16 protein-coding genes and 1 pseudogene are annotated in these 22,786 nt (G+C 41.6%); 10 read left to right on the top strand and 7 right to left on the bottom strand.

Annotation, left to right across the window (positions count from 1 at the left end; all coding sequences use genetic code 11):
• Positions 1 to 22: 22 nt before the first annotated feature.
• The 4 genes from mlaC to murA all read left to right on the top strand — a co-directional run bounded on the left by mlaC (position 23) and on the right by murA (position 2,653).
• The gene (gene mlaC, locus BO26_RS02115) at positions 23 to 652 is read left to right on the top strand and encodes a phospholipid-binding protein MlaC (RefSeq protein ID WP_036768403.1); all 630 of its coding nucleotides are present in this window, start codon (positions 23 to 25) and stop codon (positions 650 to 652) included.
• Position 653: 1 nt separating this feature from the next.
• The gene (mlaB, locus tag BO26_RS02110) at positions 654 to 947 is read left to right on the top strand and encodes a lipid asymmetry maintenance protein MlaB (RefSeq protein ID WP_036768402.1); all 294 of its coding nucleotides are present in this window, start codon (positions 654 to 656) and stop codon (positions 945 to 947) included.
• Positions 948 to 1,092: 145 nt separating this feature from the next.
• Positions 1,093 to 1,347, top strand: a complete 255-nt coding sequence (ibaG, locus tag BO26_RS02105) for a BolA family iron metabolism protein IbaG (RefSeq protein WP_011148158.1) — start codon at positions 1,093 to 1,095, stop codon at positions 1,345 to 1,347.
• Between the two features lie 52 nt (positions 1,348 to 1,399).
• Positions 1,400 to 2,653: a UDP-N-acetylglucosamine 1-carboxyvinyltransferase gene (gene murA, locus BO26_RS02100; protein ID WP_036768401.1), complete on the top strand. Its 1,254-nt coding sequence runs from the start codon at positions 1,400 to 1,402 to the stop codon at positions 2,651 to 2,653.
• A gap of 232 nt (positions 2,654 to 2,885) precedes the next feature.
• Here the strand turns inward: murA and BO26_RS23875 are convergent.
• The 4 genes and pseudogenes from BO26_RS23875 to zapG form a co-directional block, all read right to left on the bottom strand.
• Positions 2,886 to 3,275, bottom strand: a pseudogene (locus BO26_RS23875) (hypothetical protein); the annotation flags it as partial.
• Between the two features lie 12 nt (positions 3,276 to 3,287).
• Positions 3,288 to 4,349, bottom strand: coding sequence for an outer membrane-stress sensor serine endopeptidase DegS (degS, locus tag BO26_RS02090; protein WP_036768399.1), 1,062 nt, complete (start codon positions 4,347 to 4,349; stop codon positions 3,288 to 3,290).
• A gap of 720 nt (positions 4,350 to 5,069) precedes the next feature.
• Entirely contained in the window at positions 5,070 to 6,446 is a 1,377-nt protein-coding gene (degQ, locus tag BO26_RS02085; protein WP_036768398.1) for a serine endoprotease DegQ, read from the bottom strand.
• Between the two features lie 383 nt (positions 6,447 to 6,829).
• Positions 6,830 to 7,234: a Z-ring associated protein ZapG gene (gene zapG, locus BO26_RS02080; RefSeq protein WP_036768397.1), complete on the bottom strand. Its 405-nt coding sequence runs from the start codon at positions 7,232 to 7,234 to the stop codon at positions 6,830 to 6,832.
• Positions 7,235 to 7,455: 221 nt separating this feature from the next.
• On the opposite strand from zapG, the gene zapE reads away from it, so the two are divergent.
• The 5 genes from zapE to sspB all read left to right on the top strand — a co-directional run bounded on the left by zapE (position 7,456) and on the right by sspB (position 11,134).
• Positions 7,456 to 8,586: a cell division protein ZapE gene (gene zapE, locus BO26_RS02075; RefSeq protein ID WP_036768396.1), complete on the top strand. Its 1,131-nt coding sequence runs from the start codon at positions 7,456 to 7,458 to the stop codon at positions 8,584 to 8,586.
• 250 nt (positions 8,587 to 8,836) lie between these two features.
• On the top strand, positions 8,837 to 9,265 hold the full coding sequence (rplM, locus tag BO26_RS02070) for a 50S ribosomal protein L13 (protein ID WP_011148147.1): 429 nt from the start codon (positions 8,837 to 8,839) through the stop codon (positions 9,263 to 9,265).
• 15 nt (positions 9,266 to 9,280) lie between these two features.
• A complete protein-coding gene (rpsI, locus tag BO26_RS02065) occupies positions 9,281 to 9,673 on the top strand; it encodes a 30S ribosomal protein S9 (protein ID WP_015835738.1) in 393 nt (130 codons plus the stop codon).
• Between the two features lie 297 nt (positions 9,674 to 9,970).
• Complete coding sequence (gene sspA / locus BO26_RS02060; protein WP_036768395.1) at positions 9,971 to 10,615, top strand: stringent starvation protein SspA; 645 nt, start codon at positions 9,971 to 9,973, stop codon at positions 10,613 to 10,615.
• Between the two features lie 3 nt (positions 10,616 to 10,618).
• Positions 10,619 to 11,134 (top strand): ClpXP protease specificity-enhancing factor, encoded by a 516-nt coding sequence (gene sspB / locus BO26_RS02055; protein ID WP_036768394.1) that lies wholly within the window; start codon positions 10,619 to 10,621, stop codon positions 11,132 to 11,134.
• A 1,787-nt stretch (positions 11,135 to 12,921) separates the two neighbouring features.
• Here sspB and BO26_RS02050 read toward each other — a convergent pair.
• From BO26_RS02050 to gltB, 3 genes are all read right to left on the bottom strand, one after another.
• The gene (locus tag BO26_RS02050) at positions 12,922 to 13,428 is read right to left on the bottom strand and encodes a hypothetical protein (RefSeq protein ID WP_036768393.1); all 507 of its coding nucleotides are present in this window, start codon (positions 13,426 to 13,428) and stop codon (positions 12,922 to 12,924) included.
• A gap of 385 nt (positions 13,429 to 13,813) precedes the next feature.
• Positions 13,814 to 15,232 carry a glutamate synthase small subunit gene (locus tag BO26_RS02045; RefSeq protein WP_036768391.1) on the bottom strand — a complete coding sequence of 473 codons (1,419 nt, stop codon included), beginning with the start codon at positions 15,230 to 15,232 and terminating at the stop codon, positions 13,814 to 13,816.
• 9 nt (positions 15,233 to 15,241) lie between these two features.
• Positions 15,242 to 19,699, bottom strand: a complete 4,458-nt coding sequence (gene gltB / locus BO26_RS02040; protein WP_036768390.1) for a glutamate synthase large subunit — start codon at positions 19,697 to 19,699, stop codon at positions 15,242 to 15,244.
• Between the two features lie 732 nt (positions 19,700 to 20,431).
• On the opposite strand from gltB, the gene arcB reads away from it, so the two are divergent.
• Entirely contained in the window at positions 20,432 to 22,777 is a 2,346-nt protein-coding gene (gene arcB, locus BO26_RS02035) for an aerobic respiration two-component sensor histidine kinase ArcB (protein ID WP_036768389.1), read from the top strand.
• Positions 22,778 to 22,786: the final 9 nt, after the last annotated feature.

The raw sequence follows: 22,786 nt of genomic DNA, 5'->3' as shown, positions 1-22,786 counted from the left end.
ATATCGTTAAAAGGAACCAATTATGTTGAAGAGATTATTAATGGTGGCGTTGCTGGTGGTTGCGCCATTAGCTAGTGCAGTTGATCAGACCAATCCTTATAAGTTGATGCAGGATGCGGCAGAGAAGACTTTCACTCGATTGAAAAATAGTCAATCAAAAATTCGTCAGAATCCAGATTATTTACGCCAAGTAGTGAAAGAAGAACTACTACCTTATGTGCATATCAAATATGCTGGAGCGTTGGTTCTGGGAAGCTACTATAAAGATGCAACTCCGGCACAACGAGACGCTTATTTTGCTGCGTTTACATCCTATTTAGCGCAGGTTTATGGGCAGGCTTTGGCAATGTATCATGGTCAGACTTATCAAGTTGATCCCGAGAAGCCATTGGGAGATAACAATATTATTGCTATTCGTGTCACTATCCTTGATCCGAATGGCCGCCCTCCTGTCCGCCTTGATTTCCAGTGGCGTAAAAATAGTAAAACTGGCTATTGGCAGGCATATGACATGATTGCAGAGGGTGTCAGTATGATTACAACCAAGCAGAGTGAATGGGCTTCTATCTTGCGTCAACAAGGTATAGATGGCTTAACTAAGCAGCTTGAAATCAGTGCTCGTCAGCCAATCACTCTGGAAGAGAAAAAGTGAGATGAATGAGAGTTTGAGCTGGGAAAAAGCAGGACAGACATTGATTCTAAAAGGTATTTTGAATCGTGACAGCTTGCTTCCTCTCTGGCTGCACAAGGAAAAGTTACTGGCCAATATCAACGATATCAATGTGTCACAGCTTGAACATGTGGATTCTACCGGGTTAGCTCTTTTAGTCCGTTTTAAACACCATATGCAGAAGGAAGGGGTTGAGTTACTTTTGTCCGGTATTAGTGAACGGCTCAGTACCCTGATTATGCTTTACGATCTGCAAGAAATTATCATTGATAGCTAGCCGCTATTATCGACAATTATCTGTATAATAAGCGCCCTTGTAAGCAGAAATTTTACAAGGGCGTTTTCATAGTTTAAGAGTAAGTCGGATTCTATTAGGATAGATGACTGTCTATCTATACTTCTAACTACAGAATTGAGCAATTATGGATACTAACGAGATTAAGCAAGTGCTGATGGATAAATTAGCACTAGATGAAGTCATTGTTAACGGAGATGGGAGCCATTTCCAGGTTATTGTGGTTGGTGAAATGTTTGCTGGTATGAGTCGAGTAAAACAGCAGCAAGCCGTTTATGCGCCTTTGATGGAATACATTGCTGATAATCGTATTCATGCCCTGTCAATCAAAGCTTATACACCGGATGATTGGAAAAGAGATCGTAAGCTCAACGGTTTTTAATGCTGTTTGCCTCGCCGCGAACAGCAAAATTATATAAAGAGAGTAGTCACAGATGGATAAATTTCGTGTAAAAGGACCAACTCGCCTGTCGGGTGAGGTTTCTATTTCCGGGGCAAAAAATGCTGCACTGCCAATCTTGTTCGCCGCGTTGTTGGCTGAAGAGCCTGTTGAGTTGCAAAATGTTCCAGAACTGAAAGATATTGACACCACTATCAAATTGTTAAATCGCCTTGGAACCAAGGTTGAACGTAATGGTTCCGTATTTGTGGACGCCCGTGATGTGAATCAATATTGTGCGCCTTACGATTTGGTAAAAACGATGCGTGCATCTATTTGGGCATTAGGTCCATTGGTAGCGCGTTTTGGTCAAGGGCAAGTTTCTTTGCCGGGGGGATGTGCTATTGGCGCACGCCCGGTCGATTTACATATCAGTGGCCTGGAACAGTTAGGTGCTGAAATCGTTTTGGAAGAGGGTTATGTCAAGGCTTCCGTTAATGGGCGCTTGAAAGGTGCCTGCATTGTGATGGATAAAGTCAGCGTTGGGGCGACAGTTACTATTATGACTGCGGCAACGTTAGCGGAAGGGACAACCGTTATTGAGAATGCAGCCCGCGAACCTGAAATTGAGGATACAGCTAATTTTCTCAATACATTGGGTGCGAAGATCACTGGCGCGGGTACTGACCATATCATCATTGAAGGTGTAGAACGTCTTGGTGGTGGTGTATATCGTGTATTACCAGACCGTATTGAGACCGGTACATTCTTGATTGCGGCTGCGATATCTGGAGGTAAGGTCGTTTGTCGTCATGCTAAGCCTGATACGTTAGATGCTGTATTGGCAAAATTGCGTGAAGCTGGCGCTGATATTGAAATTGGTAAGGATTGGATAAGTCTTGATATGCACGGTAACCGACCGAAAGCAGTGACATTGCGTACTGCGCCGCATCCAGGCTTTCCGACCGATATGCAGGCACAGTTTAGTTTGCTGAATTTGGTGGCTGAAGGTGCTGGTATGATCACCGAAACTATTTTCGAAAACCGTTTCATGCATATTCCCGAATTAATCCGTATGGGAGCTCATGCTGAAATTGAAAGCAATACGGTGCTTTGCCATGGTGTTAAAAAGCTTTCTGGTGCTCAAGTAATGGCGACTGATTTACGCGCATCTGCGAGTTTGGTTCTGGCTGGTTGTATTGCTGAAGGTGTGACTATCGTTGACCGTATCTATCATATTGATCGTGGTTATGAGCATATTGAAGATAAACTGCGTGGACTTGGTGCGGATATTCAACGAGTGAAATAAGCGGAAAAGTAATTTTGTTGTCTTATTTGGAAACAGACGATATTGCAGTTTAATTGACGGCTCTTTTCCCCTAAGGGATAGGTACTTACATATCGCGAGCTGACCCAACACATTTGTATCTAACTGGGTCAGTTCCTTTGCTGAATATTCTGACAGCAGTTGTAGTGGTTCAGTAAGAGTGATAAGCCCGCTAGTATCAGGTGCGCTTATTATAAGGCGGTGAAAAGGTATGTTATTCTGCTATGCTTGTTGCCTCTTGTATCAGATGCCATATCGTTGTACCTGATTTTGCTCTTTTAATATCAAAAGCAATAATGCCCTGAGCAAAGAAATACTGCTTCTCTGTTATGCTGTCTGTCTTCCAGAATCCACTGACTAGTGCTGGGTGGCCAGCTCGGAGTGGTGTGACATGCAGAGGTGCACGGTCGTAACGGGTATACCAGGCTTACGTGGAAATAGCATCAAAATGACCGAAGCCATAAAAATGCAGGGAATGACCTTCACTAGGGATCACTCGTATCGGGCATATCAGCTGATTAATGGCAAAATAACTCTCCAGGACGCTGCACGGCAGTGTGTTGCGTATCCAGGATTCCCCACCCTGAAGTCCTACAAAGCGTTTTTGCTGGGATAACTAATACTCACCATATTCTTCAATGGTTACTTGTAGTGATAACAATTTCCCATTGCGCAATAGCGTTACAGGAACAACACCGCCGGGGCGTATTTCAGCTACTTGATCCATTGTTTCAACCGCTGAAATAGCCGGTTTTTTATTTACACTGGTAATAATATCACCTACTTTGATACCGGCTTTCTGTGCTGGCCCATTGGGGGTAACTTGAAATACCCGAAGTCCCTGAATTTGATTAATATTGCCGTTATAAGAGTGAATATGTGGAAGCTCTTGTGACACGATGCCAATAAAACCTCGGATAACCCGCCCGTCGCGGATAAGTTTCTGCATAATCTTTGTGGCGAGTTCGGTAGGAATAGCAAAACCCAACCCTTCTGGGGTTTCGCCATTTTCACTTTTATCGAATGATAATGTATTGATTCCCACCAGTTCTCCAAGGGTATTGATCAATGCACCTCCAGAGTTACCTTGATTAATAGAAGCATCGGTTTGGAGAAAGTTTTGGCGGCGAGTGGGACTTAATCCAACGCGGCCAGTGGCGCTAATAATTCCCTGAGTAATAGTTTGTCCCAGATTATAAGGGTTACCGATGGCCAGAACGACATCTCCTACATGCGCTACCCTATTTGGATTAATGGGAATGACAGGCAAGTTTTCAGCATCAATTTTCAAGACTGCAAGATCTGTTAGACTGTCAGAACCTACGACCAGAGCTTCATAAAAATGGCCGTCTTGCAGTGCAATAATAATTTGCCCCGCGTTATTGATAACGTGTTTATTGGTGAGAATGTACCCTCTATCGCTCATGATAACACCAGAACCAAGGGTGTGGTTTTCCCGGCCTTGATGAGAAAAACTCCCCATGTTACTGCTGTAGACGTTAACCACAGCGGGCGCCGCTCTGCGGACACCTTTATTAAAACTGAATGGAGCTTTGTCATTACTGTTGCTGGTGATTGCGGATATCAGCTCGGTAGGGCGCAGTGATGGAACGGTAATCAGCAAAATTACAGCTACAAAAAATCCTAAAAAAGCAGAACGTAGCAATTTGGCTATCATGAGTATTATTCAGTGTGAGTTAATGAGTCATTGCAGGATAACATAGAAATTAACAGACACAGCATTATGCTGCATCTCAGATTGTTTGGTGTTTCGATTATCATTGTTGAGTTTTGATTAACGATAAAACGAGAAAGTCTATACTGACAGTTTTTATGGGCATTAAATACTTCTTTTATAATCAGATGGGTTTTAACGCTGTTTTTACTGCCTTTAGCCTTGATGTTTAGCGTTTTTTGTTTATTCCGCTGATCTCGATCTTTTCAGTTTAAATCATGTGAGGGATCATTTTTCATACCATCTGAAAATAAAGGATTATAGAAATCTTCACTCATTCTGGTGTCTTATCTGAATGTGATAAAACAGCCGCTTATAGTCTTCCAGTGTGGTTTAAAACATTCCTATTTTTATCTTTTTAATGTGAACTCGTGATGAAATCAATACATGTCATTATTTTTTCAGGCTATTCTTGCTTTCTGTCAATATTTAAATACCTATTCAACTGTTATAACTTTTTTGATTTATAATCTGTCAGAATGTTTCCTCATTGTTGATGAAATAAGGAATTATTAAGTATTAAAGAAAGTTAATCAACCGATAACATGCTATTCTGAATTTTCGATAATGCGAAAATACCTCTTATTCCTTTAAATGGTTTTCTAGCGGTATAAGACACAACATTACGTTGTGTCTTAACGGGAACTAGATGGAATTTTTTTATTAATTTCTCAGTAACAGATAAATACTTTCCTCACCGCGAAGAATGTTCAACGCTATTACCGGCGGTTTGGCATCAATGACTTTGCTTAGTTCGTTAATATTCTGTACACGTTCATTATTCATCCCAACAATCAGGTCATTTTTCTGTAAACCAGACATTGCTGCGGGTGAATTTTGCATGACACTATCGATTTTCACACCGTAAGTACCTTTTACTTCACCATTACTCAGCGTTGCACCTTGCAGAGCAAGAGTCAGGTTTCCTGCTTTGGTTGTTTGACCTTCATTGCTTTCCAGGATCACAGAAACTTCCATCGGTTTGCCTTTACGTAATAGGCCAATTTTAATTTCTTTACCTGGTATAGTTGTGCCAATTTTTGCCTTCAGCTCAGCAAAGCTATTGATCTTCTTACCATCAACAGAAACCAGAATATCGCCGGATTTAATACCTGCTTTCGCAGCTGAGGATTTTGGCAATACTTCACTGACAAATGCGCCACGTTGAGCATCAATATTGAATGCCTTGGCGATATCGGAATTCATTTCGGTACCTTTAATACCAAGAATACCGCGTTTGACTTCACCATGAGCGATAAGCTGCTCACTTAGGGTTTTTGCCATATTACTTGGAATAGCAAAGCCGATACCAATGTTACCCCCGCCCGGTGCCAGAATTGCGGTGTTGATACCAATCAACTCACCATTCAAATTAACCAGTGCGCCACCAGAATTACCGCGGTTAATTGATGCATCAGTTTGGATAAAATTCTCTAATCCTTCCAGGTTCAGGCCGCTACGTCCTAACGCAGAGATAATTCCTGAAGTCGCAGTTTGACCAAGGCCGAATGGATTACCGACGGCAACAGCAAAATCACCCACTCGCAACTTATCAGAATCGGCCATCGTAATTGCAGTTAAATTTTTAGCACCTTTCAGTTGCAGCAAGGCAATATCAGTCTGAGGATCGCGGCCTAACAATCTGGCTTCATATTCGCGCCCATCATTTAATTGAACACGGATTTTATCTGCGTTATCAATAACATGATTATTGGTTAATATGTAACCTTTAGCGGCGTCAATAATGACACCTGAGCCAAGCCCTTGAAATGGGCGGGTACTTTCACGGCCCATGGGTAAATTTGGACCAAAGAAGAATCGGAACTCCTCAGGTATATTAGGTTCTTGCTGTACCTGCGTACCGGAAACATGCACACTGACAACGGCAGGCAGTACTTTCTCAAGCATCGGTGCGAGGCTTGGCAACTCCTGACCAGCGATAGCGGCAGGTAATGCGGCGTTACTAACAGCCGGAACAGAAATGATAGACAACCCGATACTGATTGCTAACGCACTAAGGAATAAGTTTTTTCTTTTCATCTAATTTAGTTCTCTTGTATGCCTGAGCCAGAAGGCTGATTGCCTATCCCAATAGGGCTATTTTTGCCCATCTTTAAATGATGTACTACGTGTATGTTCCGTTTTTTCATGCTGTCCGTGTTCACTGTTCATTCACAAAAACGGCCTGTAACAATGATGTCTATTGGGACAAGCTCTAAATAAGTTAATTTGAGCAAGTTGCCATGATTACTCTATGACCCTCAATTATTAAGTAAAGTTCATCTGGCAAATAGCGCTAGTACATTTTTTTACAGGGATTTACATGAATTGAGGAATAAAAAAACAAAATTTCTTGCAAATGGGTGATCGATTTTGCGTTTGGATTTTTTGCTGTGGCATAAAACATGCCACAGCTGATGTGGTTACTGGTTTTTTTCGTTAACAGGACGGAACAAACCGGAAGCACTATCAGAGTAATCTCTTGGTGGCATTTTAACCGGAGCCTGATCGTTATCCGCTTCTGATTCGGTCAGTCGATAATTAAATGGGTTTTCTTGTACTGGCATATTAGGCATCAGTTCATGAGAACTTTTAACCATATGTTGATACAACTGACGATAATCGCGAGCCATATTGTCGAGTAGTTCTGCACTGTGGGCAAAATGACCGACTAATTCTTTACGGTACTCTTCCAGTTCTGATTTACTATTCTCCAATTCAGTTTGTAAGGCTTCCTGCTGGCGTAGCTTAGTGTTACCAAAGCGCATGACTAGCGCTCCGATAACAAAACCAACTATCAATCCAATCAGTGCATACTCCCAAGTCATAGCTACTCCTTCATCAACATCGTGTTCAGCAGAATGTTTCACTTAATTATCGTCACTATAACCGTTAATCTAGTCAGAGTGGAATATTGATCATGATTTACATATTGTTTGTAGACCTTATTCTGAACCTTATTGTAGACAATTGATCCGGTAATAAGGTCAATCTGAATCATAAAAACGACAAAAAACGGGCGATTATTTTTTTAAGGATTGTTATTGTCATGCCATCATCGATTATCCCTTCATCATTCTATCAAAAAGCCCTTGCTGAGGGTGAATACCAACCAGATGATGTCCAGCGTCTGGCTGTTGCTCAATTGGATGTTATTCACTATGCCTTGGTTAATGCTTTTTCCGGTAATCCAACGAAGAGACAAAGTCTAAAAGGGCGTCTGAGTAAGTTATTAGGGAAACAAGTTCCAATAACTTGTACTCCTGTTCAAGGTCTTTATATGTGGGGGGGCGTTGGCAGGGGAAAAACCTGGTTAATGGATATGTTTTACCAGAGTTTGCCTGATAAGAGAAAACTGCGGTTACATTTTCATCGTTTTATGCTGCGAGTGCATGAAGAACTAAAAGAGTTACAGGGACATGAAAATCCCCTGGATGTTGTAGCTGATGGTTTTAAAGCAGAAACAGATGTGCTCTGTTTTGATGAATTTTTTGTTTCTGATATTACTGACGCCATGATTCTTGGAACATTATTGGAGGCGCTTTTTGTAAGAGGGATAACGTTGGTTGCAACATCCAATATTCATCCTGATGGACTTTATCGTAATGGCTTACAGCGGGCACGTTTTTTACCGGCTATTGAACAGATTAAAAAACATTGTGATGTCATGAATGTGGATGCAGGTATTGATTATCGACTGCGTACTTTAACGCAGGCTCATCTCTATTTTACGCCATTAAATGAAGATAACGAGCGTGCTATGGATCAAATGTTTACCCGTTTGGCGGGTAAAAACAGTGAGCAAGCGCCCGTGCTGGAAATTAACCACCGGCAGATGCCGACAATTCGTAGCGCGGATGGTGTATTGGCAATTGGATTTAAAGTGTTGTGTGAAGATGCACGCAGCCAGGTGGATTATATTGTTTTATCAAAACTTTATCACACCGTTCTGTTATATCAGGTTCCAGTAATCATGCCCGGTAATGAAAACGCCGCTCGTCGTTTTCTTGCTCTTGTTGATGAATTTTATGAACGCCGAGTGAAACTTATTATCAATGCTCAAGTGCCGATGGAGCAGATTTATCAAGGTGTTTTGCTGACTTTCGAATACCAGCGCTGCTTGTCCCGTTTGCAGGAAATGCAAAGTGAAGAATATCTGAAATTACCTCATTTGCCTTAATTCTATGCTTACCTTGTTTGTGGGAATTAAAGCTGATTTTAAATATTTAAATTGGGGTCGATTTTTATTTATGACTTCTCTATAATCTTGCGACCCCACGTTACAGCAATGTTTTTTTCCCAAAAACTTGCATAGTGCCGGCATAGGCTATTCGAAGGGGTAGGTTTGCTGGACAAGAGTCGTGTGAACCTCGGCAGTTTTTGAACCTTGAGTGTTCACCAACGTGTAACTTATTATTGGGTAAGCTTTAATGAAAACTTTTACAGCTAAACCAGAAACCGTAAAACGCGACTGGTATGTTGTTGACGCAGATGGCAAAACCTTAGGCCGTCTTGCAACTGAAGTGGCTCGTCGTCTACGCGGCAAGCATAAAGCGGAATACACTCCGCACGTTGATACAGGTGATTACATCATCATCGTTAATGCAGAAAAAGTTGCTGTAACTGGCAACAAGCGTTCTGATAAAATCTACTATCACCACACTGGTCACATCGGTGGTATCAAGCAAGCGACCTTTGAAGAGATGATTGCCCGCCGTCCTGAGCGTGTAATTGAAATCGCGGTTAAAGGCATGCTGCCAAAAGGGCCACTGGGTCGTGCAATGTACCGTAAACTGAAAGTTTACGCAGGTAGCGAGCACAACCATGCGGCACAGCAACCGCAAGTTCTGGACATTTAATCGGGATCATAGGCAATGGCTGAAAATCAATACTACGGCACTGGTCGCCGCAAAAGCTCTTCCGCACGTGTCTTTATTAAGCCAGGTAGCGGTAACATCGTAATCAACAAACGCAGCCTCGAAGTTTACTTCGGTCGCGAGACAGCGCGCATGGTTGTTCGTCAGCCACTAGAGCTGGTTGATATGTTGAACAAACTGGATCTGTACATCACTGTTAAAGGTGGTGGTATTTCTGGTCAGGCGGGCGCAATCCGTCACGGTATCACCCGTGCACTGATGGCATACGACGAAACTCTACGTTCTGATCTTCGTAAAGCTGGCTTCGTTACCCGCGATGCCCGTGAAGTTGAACGTAAGAAAGTTGGTCTGCGTAAAGCTCGTCGCCGTCCACAGTTCTCTAAACGTTAATTTTTGGCCTTACGGCAAATTAGTTAATGTTCAAACCCGTCTTTTTGACGGGTTTTTTTACTTAATTATCCATACACTTCCCCCAAAATGTACAAAATCTGGTAGACTAGTGCCAATTTTTGCCTCATCCATTTATCTGCCTACTATCCTGAACGATGATAATTGTATTGAGTAGTGCATTGCGTATCTACAGTTGCGGCGCAGAAACATAAGGGGTGAGAATGAATGAGCAGGAATAGTCTTTCATTTATAGCGTAGGACTATTCGTTCTTTTTTTAGATAAACTTGGAGGTTTTCATGGCTGTCGCTGCCAACAAACGTTCGGTAATGACTCTGTTTTCAGGCCCGGCCGACATTTTTAGCCATCAAGTGCGAATTGTACTGGCGGAAAAAGGTGTCAGTGTTGAGGTTGAGCAGGTTGAAGCAGGTAATCTGCCACAGGACCTTATTGATTTGAATCCTTATCAGACAGTTCCGACTTTAGTTGATCGTGAGCTGACGTTGTATGATTCCCGCATTATTATGGAATATTTGGATGAGCGTTTTCCTCATCCACCATTGATGCCAGTGTATCCTGTTGCCCGCGGCTCCAGTCGTTTGATGATGCACCGCATTGAAAAGGATTGGTATTCCCTGATGCACACTATTGAAAAAGGTAATTCTCAGGAAGCCAATATTGCTCGTAAACGATTAGCAGAAGAACTGCTGGCAGTCGCACCAATATTTAAAGAAATGCCGTTCTTTATGAGCGAAGAATTCAGTTTGGTTGACTGTTATCTTGCTCCTTTATTATGGCGTTTACCTGTACTGGGGATAGATTTGCCTGGTTCGGGTACCAAAGATTTGCAAATTTACATGCAGCGTGTTTTTGAACGTGACGCATTCTTAGCTTCATTAACAGAAGCTGAACGCGAAATGCGTCTGCAATCCAGCAGGAACTGATTTATGGAGCTGTCTCAAATGTCTCCCCGTCGCCCTTATTTGTTACGCGCTCATTACGAGTGGCTACTAGATAATAATATGACTCCATATCTGGTTGTAGATGTGACTTTACGTGGAGTTAATGTGCCAATGGAATATGCTCGTGATGGGCAAATTGTGCTGAATATAGCACCGAGAGCTGTTGGTAATCTTGAATTAGCTAATGAAGAAGTGCGCTTTAATGCCCGTTTTGGCGGTGTTCCCCGTCAGGTATATGTACCAATGGCGGCGGTTATTGCTATTTGTAGCCGTGAAAATGGGGCGGGAATGATGTTTGAGCCTGAAACAGCTTATAATGATGAATATCTTTTTGAGTCTGCTTCAAATAAAGGTGAGATGGGCACTTCTACATCAGTAACAGATAGTTTGGTACTGGTTACTAATATCCCTGGTGATGCTCAAGATGACAGTGGAACTTCACCTGATGATGAGCCACCAAAACCGGCAAGAGGGCGTCCTGCTTTGCGGGTAGTTAAATAATAAATTAACAGGGGATGGGATCGCTTAATAGCGATTAGCCATGGTTGTCTCCATGAAAAAGGTTAAAATCCGATGATTGCCGATCATCGGATTTTTTATGTGCAACTTGCTGATATTTTTTCTTATATATTATCGGACGGTTGTAATTCAGTCGTTTAATGATCAGTTTACTTTGCTTCTGAATAACCTAAATAGAGTAGAAGGTATCTATAAGACGCACAATATTGATGTTTAATATAAAATTATAAAAAAATGGATATTTAAAGATTACGAGCTGTTTTGTTCAACTCTATTTTCTAATATCTTGGAAAAATACTTTATTCAATTCTTAAAGGGTTTTGGTATTTAATAATATGATTGTGTTAAAGTATTTGGTTGTTATTGTTAATTTTTGGCATTGATTTCATTGTGATTTTTTACTAAAAAATAATAATCTATTAATTTAATAAAAAATTAATGCCATGATTGTTTTCATGGACTATGCTTCCAGATTATAGCTTTTCTTTGTGTTTATAGGGAGAATATATTATGTAAATTTTTTTATTGTATATTCTATTTTGTGTTATTAGTACGTGGATATATTTCTCGAAAATAATATCGATACTATTAGAATTATAGTGATGAAGGGTATGATGATATGGTTTCTTAGATAGTAAATGTAAGAAATGTGGTTGTTATTGAATTAAATGAGATAATTAAATCAGAGGTGATTTACGAATAAGTAAATAATTTTTTGATATAACAGAATATATATTAAGATGGTGTTTGTGCTGTTTGTAAATTGAAGATGGATGCCTAAATGTCATCTATTTTTAGCTATTGTTTTCTTGGTGAATTTTGCTATTGGGGTGTGTGGGATGTATATCGAAACAGATGAAAGTGAATTTTCAAATATTCGTTCATTGAATTACCGCAGGTTGTGAGTGATATTGGGAATATTTGGCAACAAGATCTTCAGGTGATGTTTTAATATTTAAATCCACAATAGGGTGATGTTGTTCTTGAAATTGGTTAATGTTCTGGTTTTTTTAATTTTCCTATCGCTGATGCTCTGAGTGACAGAGGTCATTTGTTTGTTACTGATCCTTCAGAGGAATATTTGAAACCTGTTCTGGATAGTATTTGTCCTAATATGACAGTATTTGTACAAGGAGCTGAGAACATTTCTCTTAGTGAAAATCAGCCACAGACACTATTATTTTTTACTGCTATTTTTCCTGTTTTTCTCGACATATCTCGTTCTGCGCTACCGCAAATGGTGTTTCTTTTAACTCTGTGGTTGGGATGTACCTTTTTTGTACATATTGTTTGTGCTTTTTTATGAGATATTTCAGTTGGTTACTTAAAAACATAGTGTTGTTTTAATATTACGGTCGGAATTATCTTCTTAAGTTTGGCGCTATATATGGCTCTTCAGGTTGAATTGTATGTGATTTAGTATTGTTTCTGGTTTCTTAATTGAGTAATTAAAAGAGATTTATAGGGGAATAGCAGACAGTGATGTCACTTTCCATGATTAAATAAAAGTCGGTAGAGATAGACAATTTATCTGTTTGTTTTCTCAAAGTTACCTGTCAAATAATTACCCCAGGTATTAGATTTCATTGAGAATATTTAGCTCCATTCGAGTGAATTTGTCACTGCATGAAACATTGACACGAAGTCATTCATGTTGGCATATGTGGTAATTATCAAGAACGGTTAGAATACCGATGGAAATCTTGTATTCAATTTTCCAGTCAGTAAACAGGGACTGACTAAAGTGGATCGATACCAGGCCCATTGATTTAAAATTCTAAATTGTAGGCTTTATCTAATTCCCAGAAACACTCTTCCGCTCTTCCTTTAATTTCATAATCTGTAATGGATTTCAGGCTTTTTCTGACTTTATCGACAAACTCTATTTTATTTTTTCTGGTTCCAAGTTCTGGTGGGATTGTACAGATATCAGCTAATGATACATTTTTTTCTTTATCTGCGGCAGCAAGGACATCAACAGGATTATTGATTAATGCAATAGATAGGGAGTAACGTATCTCTTTGGAAAAATCAAAGTGCATACTTTGAGTTAATTTGAAAGCCAACTTTACCCAGTTACTATCACCAGTAGTAATTTTGTGCGTTATTTCTTGTCTGGCACCTGTCTCTCCTAATTCTGCAACAACAGAGTTGACACCTCTGTTTCTAATCTCTCTGGCAATATCATTGGCTGTAATGGTTGGTGATAAAGCAAGTGCCGGAAGACTGGTAAACAAAGTCGAAGACAATAAGAGTAGAGCTTCTAGTATTCGCATTAATATTTCCAATATTTATAGTTGAGTAAGTATAGTGATATATGAATCCAGTGTTTTAAATATCTTATTTAAAATTCATTATAATAAGAAGAAATATTTCCAGATAATCAGTATGACAGCAATAAGTGTGGAATGTTCATTAAGATACTTACTGCCTATCCCAATAGGGCTATTTTATTTGCCATTTTGAACCTGGGCAGTGCTCAAAATCCTCACGTACTACGTGTACGCTCCGGTTTTTCCGCGCTGTCCGTGTTCAAACTGCCTGCAACAATTACGCCTATTGAGATAGGCTCTTACTCTATATATTAAGAGTGGTCTAATTAATATGGGTTATCAAACTGATAATAGAAATATGGGAGCTAGGAAGCTCCCTTTGTAGATTTTAGATATTGAGGTAGTCAAGAATACCTTGTGCTGCTTTACGCCCTTCGGCAATCGCTGTGACAACCAGATCGGAGCCGCGAACAGCATCTCCACCAGCAAATATCTTGGGATTGCTGGTCTGGAAAGGAATATCAGAGAACTCTGGTGCGATAATACGCCCCTGTTTGTCTAATATGACTTGATGATCGTTTAGCCAGTTCATTGAATGTGGTTTAAAACCAAATGCCATAATCACTGCATCAGCTTCGAGTAGATGCTCTGAGCCTGCAATAATTTCAGCCTGGCGGCGTCCATTATCATCAGGCTTACCTAATTGAGTCTGTGCCATTTTTACGCCACACACTTGACCTGAACTGTTGATCTCAATACCGATAGGTTGCAGATTAAACAGAAATTCCACGCCTTCTTCCCTGGCATTTTTCACTTCACGGCGAGAGCCAGGCATGTTCATTTCGTCACGGCGATAAGCGCAGGTAACGGAAGCTGCTTTCTGGCGAATAGAAGTTCTGACGCAATCCATAGCAGTATCGCCACCACCGAGCACGACGACCCGTTTGCCTAGCATATTAATGAAAGGCTGTGATTGTTGGTCGGGATAACCCATTAGATGCTGAGTATTAGCAATCAGGAATGGAAGCGCATCATAAACGCCATCAGCATCTTCGTTTGCCAGTTTTCCACGCATCGACTGGTAAGTTCCAACACCAAGAAATACAGCATCAAACTGTTCAGTGAGTTCAGACAGAGCAATATCTTTGCCTATTTCAGTATTGAGCCGGAACTCAATGCCCATCTCAGAAAAAATTTCACGGCGTCGTACCATCACTTCTTTTTCTAATTTGAATGCAGGTATGCCAAAAGTGAGTAATCCACCTATTTCTGGGTGACGATCAAAAACGACGGCTTGTACACCATTACGGGTCAATACATCAGCACAAGCTAGCCCGGCAGGGCCAGCGCCAATAATAGCGACTTGTTTTCCCGTTGGTTGAACTTGTGACATATCCGGCTTCCAGCCCATAGCAATAGCTTTATCGTTGATATAGCGTTCAATATTACCGATAGTCACAGCACCAAATTCATCATTCAAAGTGCAGGCGCCTTCACAAAGACGATCCTGTGGACAAACGCGGCCACAGACTTCCGGTAGGCTGTTTGTCTGGTGAGATAAATCAGCCGCTTCCATGATACGCCCTTCATTGGCAAGTTTGAGCCAATTCGGAATGTAGTTATGAACAGGGCACTTCCATTCGCAATAAGGGTTACCACACGAAAGGCAGCGATCTGCCTGTGTTTGAGCCTGGACTTCTGAAAATGACTCATAGATTTCTACAAATTCTATTTTGCGGATTTTCAGCGGTTTTTTAGGCGGATCGACGCGTTGTAAGTCGATAAATTGATAAACATTCTGACTCATTTTGACTCCTTACTGCGCCTGAATTCGTAATTCTGCGGAAGAACGACTGCGATGTCCCAGAAGGGCTTTCACATCACTAGATTTAGGTTTCACAAGTGCAAATTTACTCAGCCACTGTTGCCAGTTAGCAAGAATATCTTCACCACGCTGAGAACCAGTCAGAAGAACGTGTTCAGTGATAAGCCCCCTCAAATGTTCTTCGTGGATAGCCAAGGTATCTACTGCCAGTACTTCTACCAATTCTGGATTAACCCGTTTACGGAAATCATCATTTTCATCTAGAACATAAGCAAAGCCACCGGTCATTCCAGCACCAAAGTTTATTCCAGTACGTCCGAGAATACAGACGATACCGCCTGTCATATATTCACAACCATTATCTCCGATACCTTCCACAACAGTAAGCGCACCTGAATTGCGAACGGCAAAGCGTTCTCCGGCGCGTCCGGCAGCAAACAGCTTGCCTCCGGTTGCACCATAAAGACATGTGTTACCAATAATGGTTGCTTGGTGGCTTTTGAAGGCAGATCCCACTGGAGGGTGTATTACAATGCGTCCTCCAGCCATACCTTTGCCGACATAATCATTGGCATCACCAATAAGTGTTAGCTCCAAACCGCCTGCATTCCAGACACCAAAACTCTGACCCGCAGTACCGTTGAAATGAATTTTTATTGGAGTAGCTGTGATCCCTTGGTTACCATGTCGTTCCGCAATAAAGCCAGAAAGAGAAGCTCCGACTGAACGATCTGTATTACGGATATCAAAATAGAAAGTTTTGCTTTTTTGGCTCTCAATATAACTGACGGCTTGAGCCAGTAAGTTTTTATTCAGGATTCCATCATCAAATGTTGGGTTGTTTTCAGTGCAATATAACGTCTTGCCCTGATGTGGTTCAGCTTTTGCTAACAGTGGCTCAAGATTTAATTTGCTCTGTTTTGCTGAGATGCCTTCTAATACTTCAAGCAGGTCAGTTCGGCCGATTAAATCAGTTAGCTTTTTGACACCCAATGCAGCCATAATCTCTCTGGTTTCACGGGCGATAAAGCGGAAATAATTCATTACCCGCTCAGGCAATCCGTGGTAGTGGTCGCGACGTAATTTCTCATCCTGAGTTGCAACCCCGGTTGCACAGTTATTGAGATGGCAAATACGCAGATATTTGCATCCGAGGGCAACCATCGGTCCGGTGCCGAAACCGAAACTTTCAGCGCCAAGAATGGCCGCTTTGATAATATCTACACCTGTTTTCAGTCCGCCATCTACCTGTAAACGGATCTTATGGCGTAATCCATTGGTAACCAGAGCTTGTTGGGTTTCCACTAATCCCAATTCCCACGGGCATCCGGCATATTTCACGGAGGATAATGGGCTGGCCCCGGTACCACCATCGTAACCTGCAATAGTAATGAGATCGGCATAAGCTTTAGCAACACCGGTTGCAATTGTGCCAACGCCCGGCTCTGAAACCAGTTTTACTGAGATTAGTGCTTTGGGGTTAATCTGTTTTAGATCAAAAATCAACTGGGCGAGATCTTCAATTGAGTAAATATCGTGATGTGGTGGTGGCGAAATGAGAGTGATGCCTGGTACGGAATAACGTAATTTTGCAATATAAGTTGTCACTTTATCACCCGGTAACTGCCCGCCTTCCCCAGGTTTAGCGCCTTGCGCTACCTTAATTTGAATTACATCCGCGTTGACCAGATAGGCGGGTGTTACGCCAAACCGACCAGAAGCAACTTGTTTGATACGGGAAACCTTTTTCGTACCGTAGCGAGCGGGATCTTCTCCTCCTTCACCAGAGTTAGAAAAGCCGCCTAGTGTATTCATTGCTTCAGCCAGAGCTTCGTGTGCTTCTGGGCTTAATGCACCAATCGACATTGCTGCGGTATCAAAGCGTTTAAACAGTTCTTCGGCTGGTTCTACTTCATCTATGGAGATAGGTTCATCTTTGGTTTTTATCACCAGCAAATCACGGATTGTCGTAATGGGTCGCTGATTAACCAGATGAGCATATTTCAAGTAGTCTCTGTATTCACCGCTATGAACCGCAGATTGTAGAGCGCTTACGACATCTGGGTTATAAGCATGATATTCACCGTTATGGACATATTTCAGCAATCCACCCTGATCAACTGGCTGGCGGGTAAGCCATGCTCGTTTGGATAAATTTCGTAGATCCTGCTCAAAATCACCGAAGTTTGCTCCTCCAATCCGGCTGATAACGCCGTTGAAGCAAAACTCAGTGAGTTCAGAATGTAAGCCGACGGCTTCAAACAATTTAGAACAACGATAGGAAGCGATAGTCGAGATACCCATTTTCGACATGATTTTATATAGCCCTTTATTGATGCCATTGCGGTAGTTGAGTATGACATCAGCATAAGGTTTGTTAATCGTGCCATTATCGACCATTTTGGCCAGTGACTCGTAAGCCAGATAGGGGTAGATAGCTGTTGCACCGAATCCCAGTAGTACAGTGAAATGATGCGGATCACGGGCACTGGCTGTTTCTACTATCAGATTGGTATCACAGCGTAAACTTTTTTCTACCAGACGATGCTGAATAGCGCCAACAGCCATGGGGGCTGGTATTGGTAATTTTTCTGGTGTGATGTTGCGATCAGATAATATCAGGAGTACCGCACCATCTCTTGCGAGTTGTTCGGCCAAATCACATAGTACAAGTAGCGCATTTTGCAGATTGGTGTTCTGTGGATTGAAAGTTAAGTCTAATCGTTCTGCGCGATAATGTGGACTCTGCTGAGTTGTTAATTGATGAAAATCAGAGTAGAGCAGAATAGGGGATTTAAAGCTTAACCGATGTGCTTGTCCTTCAGCCTCACAAAATACATTCATCTCACGCCCTATGCAGGTGGTGAGAGACATAACATGAGCTTCACGCAGCGGATCAATGGGTGGGTTAGTGACCTGAGCGAATTGTTGGCGGAAATAGTCATAAATAATTCGAGGGCGGCTGGAGAATACAGCAAACGGAGTATCATCACCCATTGAACCTGTTGCTTCCTGGCCGTTTTCTCCCAGAACACGGATAATTTGATCTAATTCTTCATTGCTATAGGCAAATTGCTTGTGATAAACCGCCAGTGATTGATCGTCTAGATCCCGGTGGCCAGATTGATCTTGTCGCAATTCTTCAAATGGGATAAGACGCTTGACGTTTTTATCCATCCATTCTTTATACGGATGGCGACTTTTCAGGTCATTATCGGTCTCTTCTGCATGAAGGATACGGCCTTGGCGGGTGTCAATCACCATGAGTTCACCGGGGCCGACTCTCCCTTTTTCTATGACTTCATCCGGCTGATAATCCCAGATGCCGATTTCGGAAGCACAGGTGATCAGTTTATCTTTTGTGATGACATAACGTGCTGGGCGCAGGCCATTACGATCCAGATTACAAGCCGCATAACGACCATCTGACATGACGATACCGGCAGGACCATCCCATGGCTCCATGTGCATGGAGTTGAAATCAAAGAAAGCCCGCAAATCCTCATCCATATCAGGATTGTTTTGCCACGCAGGAGGAACCAGTAGCCGCATAGCACGGATTAGATCCATTCCTCCATTGAGAAACAGTTCTAGCATATTATCGAGTGAGCTGGAGTCTGATCCTGTTTCGTTTACGAAAGGAGCGGCAGTTTGTAAATCGGGAATGAGTGGAGTTTTGAATTTATAGGCTCTTGCCCGTGCCCACTCGCGATTACCATTTATCGTATTTATTTCGCCATTATGAGCGAGATAGCGGAAAGGTTGTGCCAATGGCCAGCGAGGGACGGTATTGGTTGAGAAACGCTGATGAAACAGGCAAATAGCTGATTCCAGACGCAAATCAGCCAGATCAGGATAGAAGCGGGGCAAATCTGCCGCCATGCATAATCCTTTATAGATAGTGACCAGATTGGACAAACTACAAACATAAAAATCACTGTCGTTGATGCGTTTTTCTATTCGGCGGCGGGCAACGAAGAGACGGCGTTCTAAATCACGTGCGCGCCAGCCAGCAGGAGCATTAACAAAAATCTGTTCAATACGGGGGAGGCTTGAAAGGGCTATTTCACCCAAAATATCACTATTGGTTGGTACTTCACGCCAGCCAACGACTGATAGAGTTTCATTTTGTAACTCCTGTTCGACTATTTCCCTGCAGGTTTGTGCAATCTGAGAGTCCTGGCTGAGAAATAACATACCGACTGCGTAATTACGGGCTAAACGCCACTCTTGTTCTTGTGCGACCATACGAAAAAAACGGTCAGGTTTTTGCAGTAATAAACCGCAACCATCACCCGTTTTACCATCCGCCAGGATGGCACCACGATGTTGCATTCGTGCCAGTGCATGGATAGCGGTACGGACGACTTTGTGGCTTGGCTCCCCTTCGATATGGGCTATCAGTCCAAAACCACAGTTATCCTTTTCTTGAGATTTGTTATATAGCATAGTGAACCTCCCCAGGTTCTGTCCGACTCTCACAGAGACTCACAAAAATTTGTGAGATTAATATCTTTACGGGCGTCTGAATTGCGTCCTTAATCAACCATCACTTGTCTGTTAGAAACAGGTGATATAAACAATTATTATCTCACTGCATAATTATGGTTCAGATGTGGATCTGACTGACGATTTTCAGTGGCTTTCCAAATTAACGAGAAATGTAAATCAGGTCAAATATTGCCGGGATAAGATAGGAACGAGTAAAAATTCTGTTTAATTTAATGATTTTTAAGTAAAAAAAATAATATTGGTGTTGTGTGACATAGATCATGTTGGAATTTTAATGTGAGCTATCTCACTAATATTAGTGTAATATCTGTTTTATATATACTGTTAAGTATTTATTTTCCAGATTTATAGTCTGACAAATATAAACTATATGGCATAGATATATATTTTTATTTATTTATAAGAATAAAGTATTATCCTTTTGGCGTTATTAACATGGCAAAAAAGGATTTTATGCTTGTTTTGGTGACTATTGTGATTATTTATTCATATTTAGATTGTGCAAAAAGGCCGGCAAAGATGAAAAGCCAGAATAATGTTTGGGAAGTCATAACCTAAACTATTACATAATACTATTGTTTTATCAGGTCAACAATTTCTGTATTCCTTCAACAAAGTAGCTGGTTTTTTACGGTATGATTCGGACTGGTCATATGAACGGGAGTCTTTATGAAGTTGCTCAGGGGTCTGGCCCAATATTATGTTGATTTAATGATGAAATTGGGGTTAGTGCGCTTCTCATTACTGCTTGCATCTGCGTTGGTGGTTCTTGCCATGGGCGTACAAATGGTAGTGACTTTCTTGCTTCAGGGGGGAGTACAAAGTATTGATTTAGTTCGCTCAATATTTTTTGGTCTGTTGATTACTCCCTGGGCTGTCTATTTCCTTTCAGTTGTTGTTGAGCAGCTTGAAGAATCTCGACAGCGTTTATCCAGATTAGTTGAAAAATTGGAAGTGATGCGCCAGCGTGATCGAGAACTGAATCAGCAATTAAAAGATAATATTATTAAGCTTAATCAGGAAATTTCAGAAAGAGAAAAAGCGGAACAGGCTCACCTGATATTGTTGGATAAATTACAGGAAGAAGTGAAACACCGTGAGCAGACTCAAATTGAACTGGAACAGCAATCTATATTACTGAAATCTTTTCTCGATGCTTCTCCTGACTTGGTCTATTACCGTAATGAAAATAATGAATTCTCTGGTTGTAACCGAGCTATGGAATTGCTGACGGGTAAGAGTCAAAAACAACTTATTGGTCTGACACCCCATGATGTTTATGACAAAGAAGTTGCTCGCAAGGTGATGGAAACAGACGAGAAAGTCTTCCGTCATAATGTTGCACTGACTTATGAACAATGGCTGGTTTATCACGATGGACGAAAAGCCTGTTTTGAACTGCGGAAAGTCCCTTTTTATGATCGAGTAGGAAAAAGACATGGGCTTATGGGGTTTGGTCGCGATATAACGGAACGTAAGCGCTATCAAGACGCTTTAGAGAATGCCAGTAGGGATAAGACGACGTTTATCTCTACGATTAGCCATGAGCTTCGTACACCTTTAAATGGCATTGTTGGTTTGAGTCGCATCTTGCTCGATACTGAGTTGACTACGGAGCAAAATAATTATCTGAAAACGATTCATGTTAGTGCTATCACGCTGGGTAATATTTTTAATGACATTATAGAAATGGACAAAATTGAGCGGCGCAAAGTACAGATTGATAATCAGCCAATTGACTTTACCGGTTTTATGTCTGATTTGGAAAACCTTTCTGGGCTTTTGGTACAGCCAAAGGGGATTAAATTTGTTATGGAACCGGCATTGTCATTACCCACTAAAATTCTTACAGATGGCACTCGTTTACGTCAAATTTTATGGAACCTGATTGGTAATGCGGTGAAATTCACCCAGGAAGGTGAGATTCATGTTCGAATCTGGTATGAAGAAGGAGAGCGCCTGCTTTTTGAAGTCACTGACACAGGGATTGGTATTCCGTTTGATGAGCAGGAGAAGATCTTTGCGATGTACTATCAAGTGAAAGACAGTAATGGTGGTTGCCCAGCAACAGGAACGGGTATTGGATTGGCTGTATCCAAACGCTTAGCCCAAAATATGGGAGGAGATATTGTGGTGAAAAGTGAACCGGGACAAGGTTCTCGATTTACACTGTCTATCATCGCTCCTGCTCTGGAAGAGAGTCTTTCCTGTGAGGAAGAGACAGAAGATTACCCACTGCCTGCTTTACATATCTTGTTGGTAGAAGATATTGAGCTGAATGTCATTGTTGCCCGCTCAGTATTGGAAAAGCTGGGTAACAGCGTAGAGGTCGTAATGAATGGTAAGGATGCTCTTGAAGTGTTCCAGCCAGGAGAATTTGATCTGGTATTACTTGATATTCAGTTACCTGATATGAGTGGATTAGATATCGCTCGTGAATTGCGTAAACGATATGCCGAACAGGAGCTGCCCCCACTGATTGCGCTGACTGCTAATGTCTTAAAAGATAAAAAAGAATATTTGGATGCGGGTATGAACGGTGTGCTGAGTAAACCGCTTTCTGTTAATGCGTTGACTGCCATTATTGAACAATTCTGGGGAGAACAGTCTGTGTGTTATATGCAATCAAAAGGAGATGATCCGGGATTGATGAAAAAAGATGAAAATTTACTTGATATAGAAATGCTTAATCAATACATCGAGCTCGTTGGTCCTCAATTGATTCGCAACAGTTTATCTGTATTTGAGAAGATGATGCCGGGGTACCTATCTGTTTTGGACTCGAATATGACGGCTAAAGACCAGAAAGGTATTACAGAGGAGGCCCATAAGATAAAAGGTGCCGCTGGTTCGGTCGGATTACGTCATTTACAGCAATTGGCTCAGCAGATTCAATCACCTGATTTACCTGCATGGTGGGACAATGTTCAGGAATGGGTTGATGAGTTAAAGCAAGAATGGAAAAACGATATAGAAATTTTACGGGAATGGTTGGCGGACGCTGAAAAAAAATAACCCCAACCG

This window comes from Photorhabdus australis DSM 17609, assembly GCF_000711895.1.
Taxonomy (GTDB): domain Bacteria; phylum Pseudomonadota; class Gammaproteobacteria; order Enterobacterales; family Enterobacteriaceae; genus Photorhabdus; species Photorhabdus australis.
Note: the sequence above shows the minus strand (reverse complement) of the source record. Positions and strands in the feature narration are given on the sequence as shown.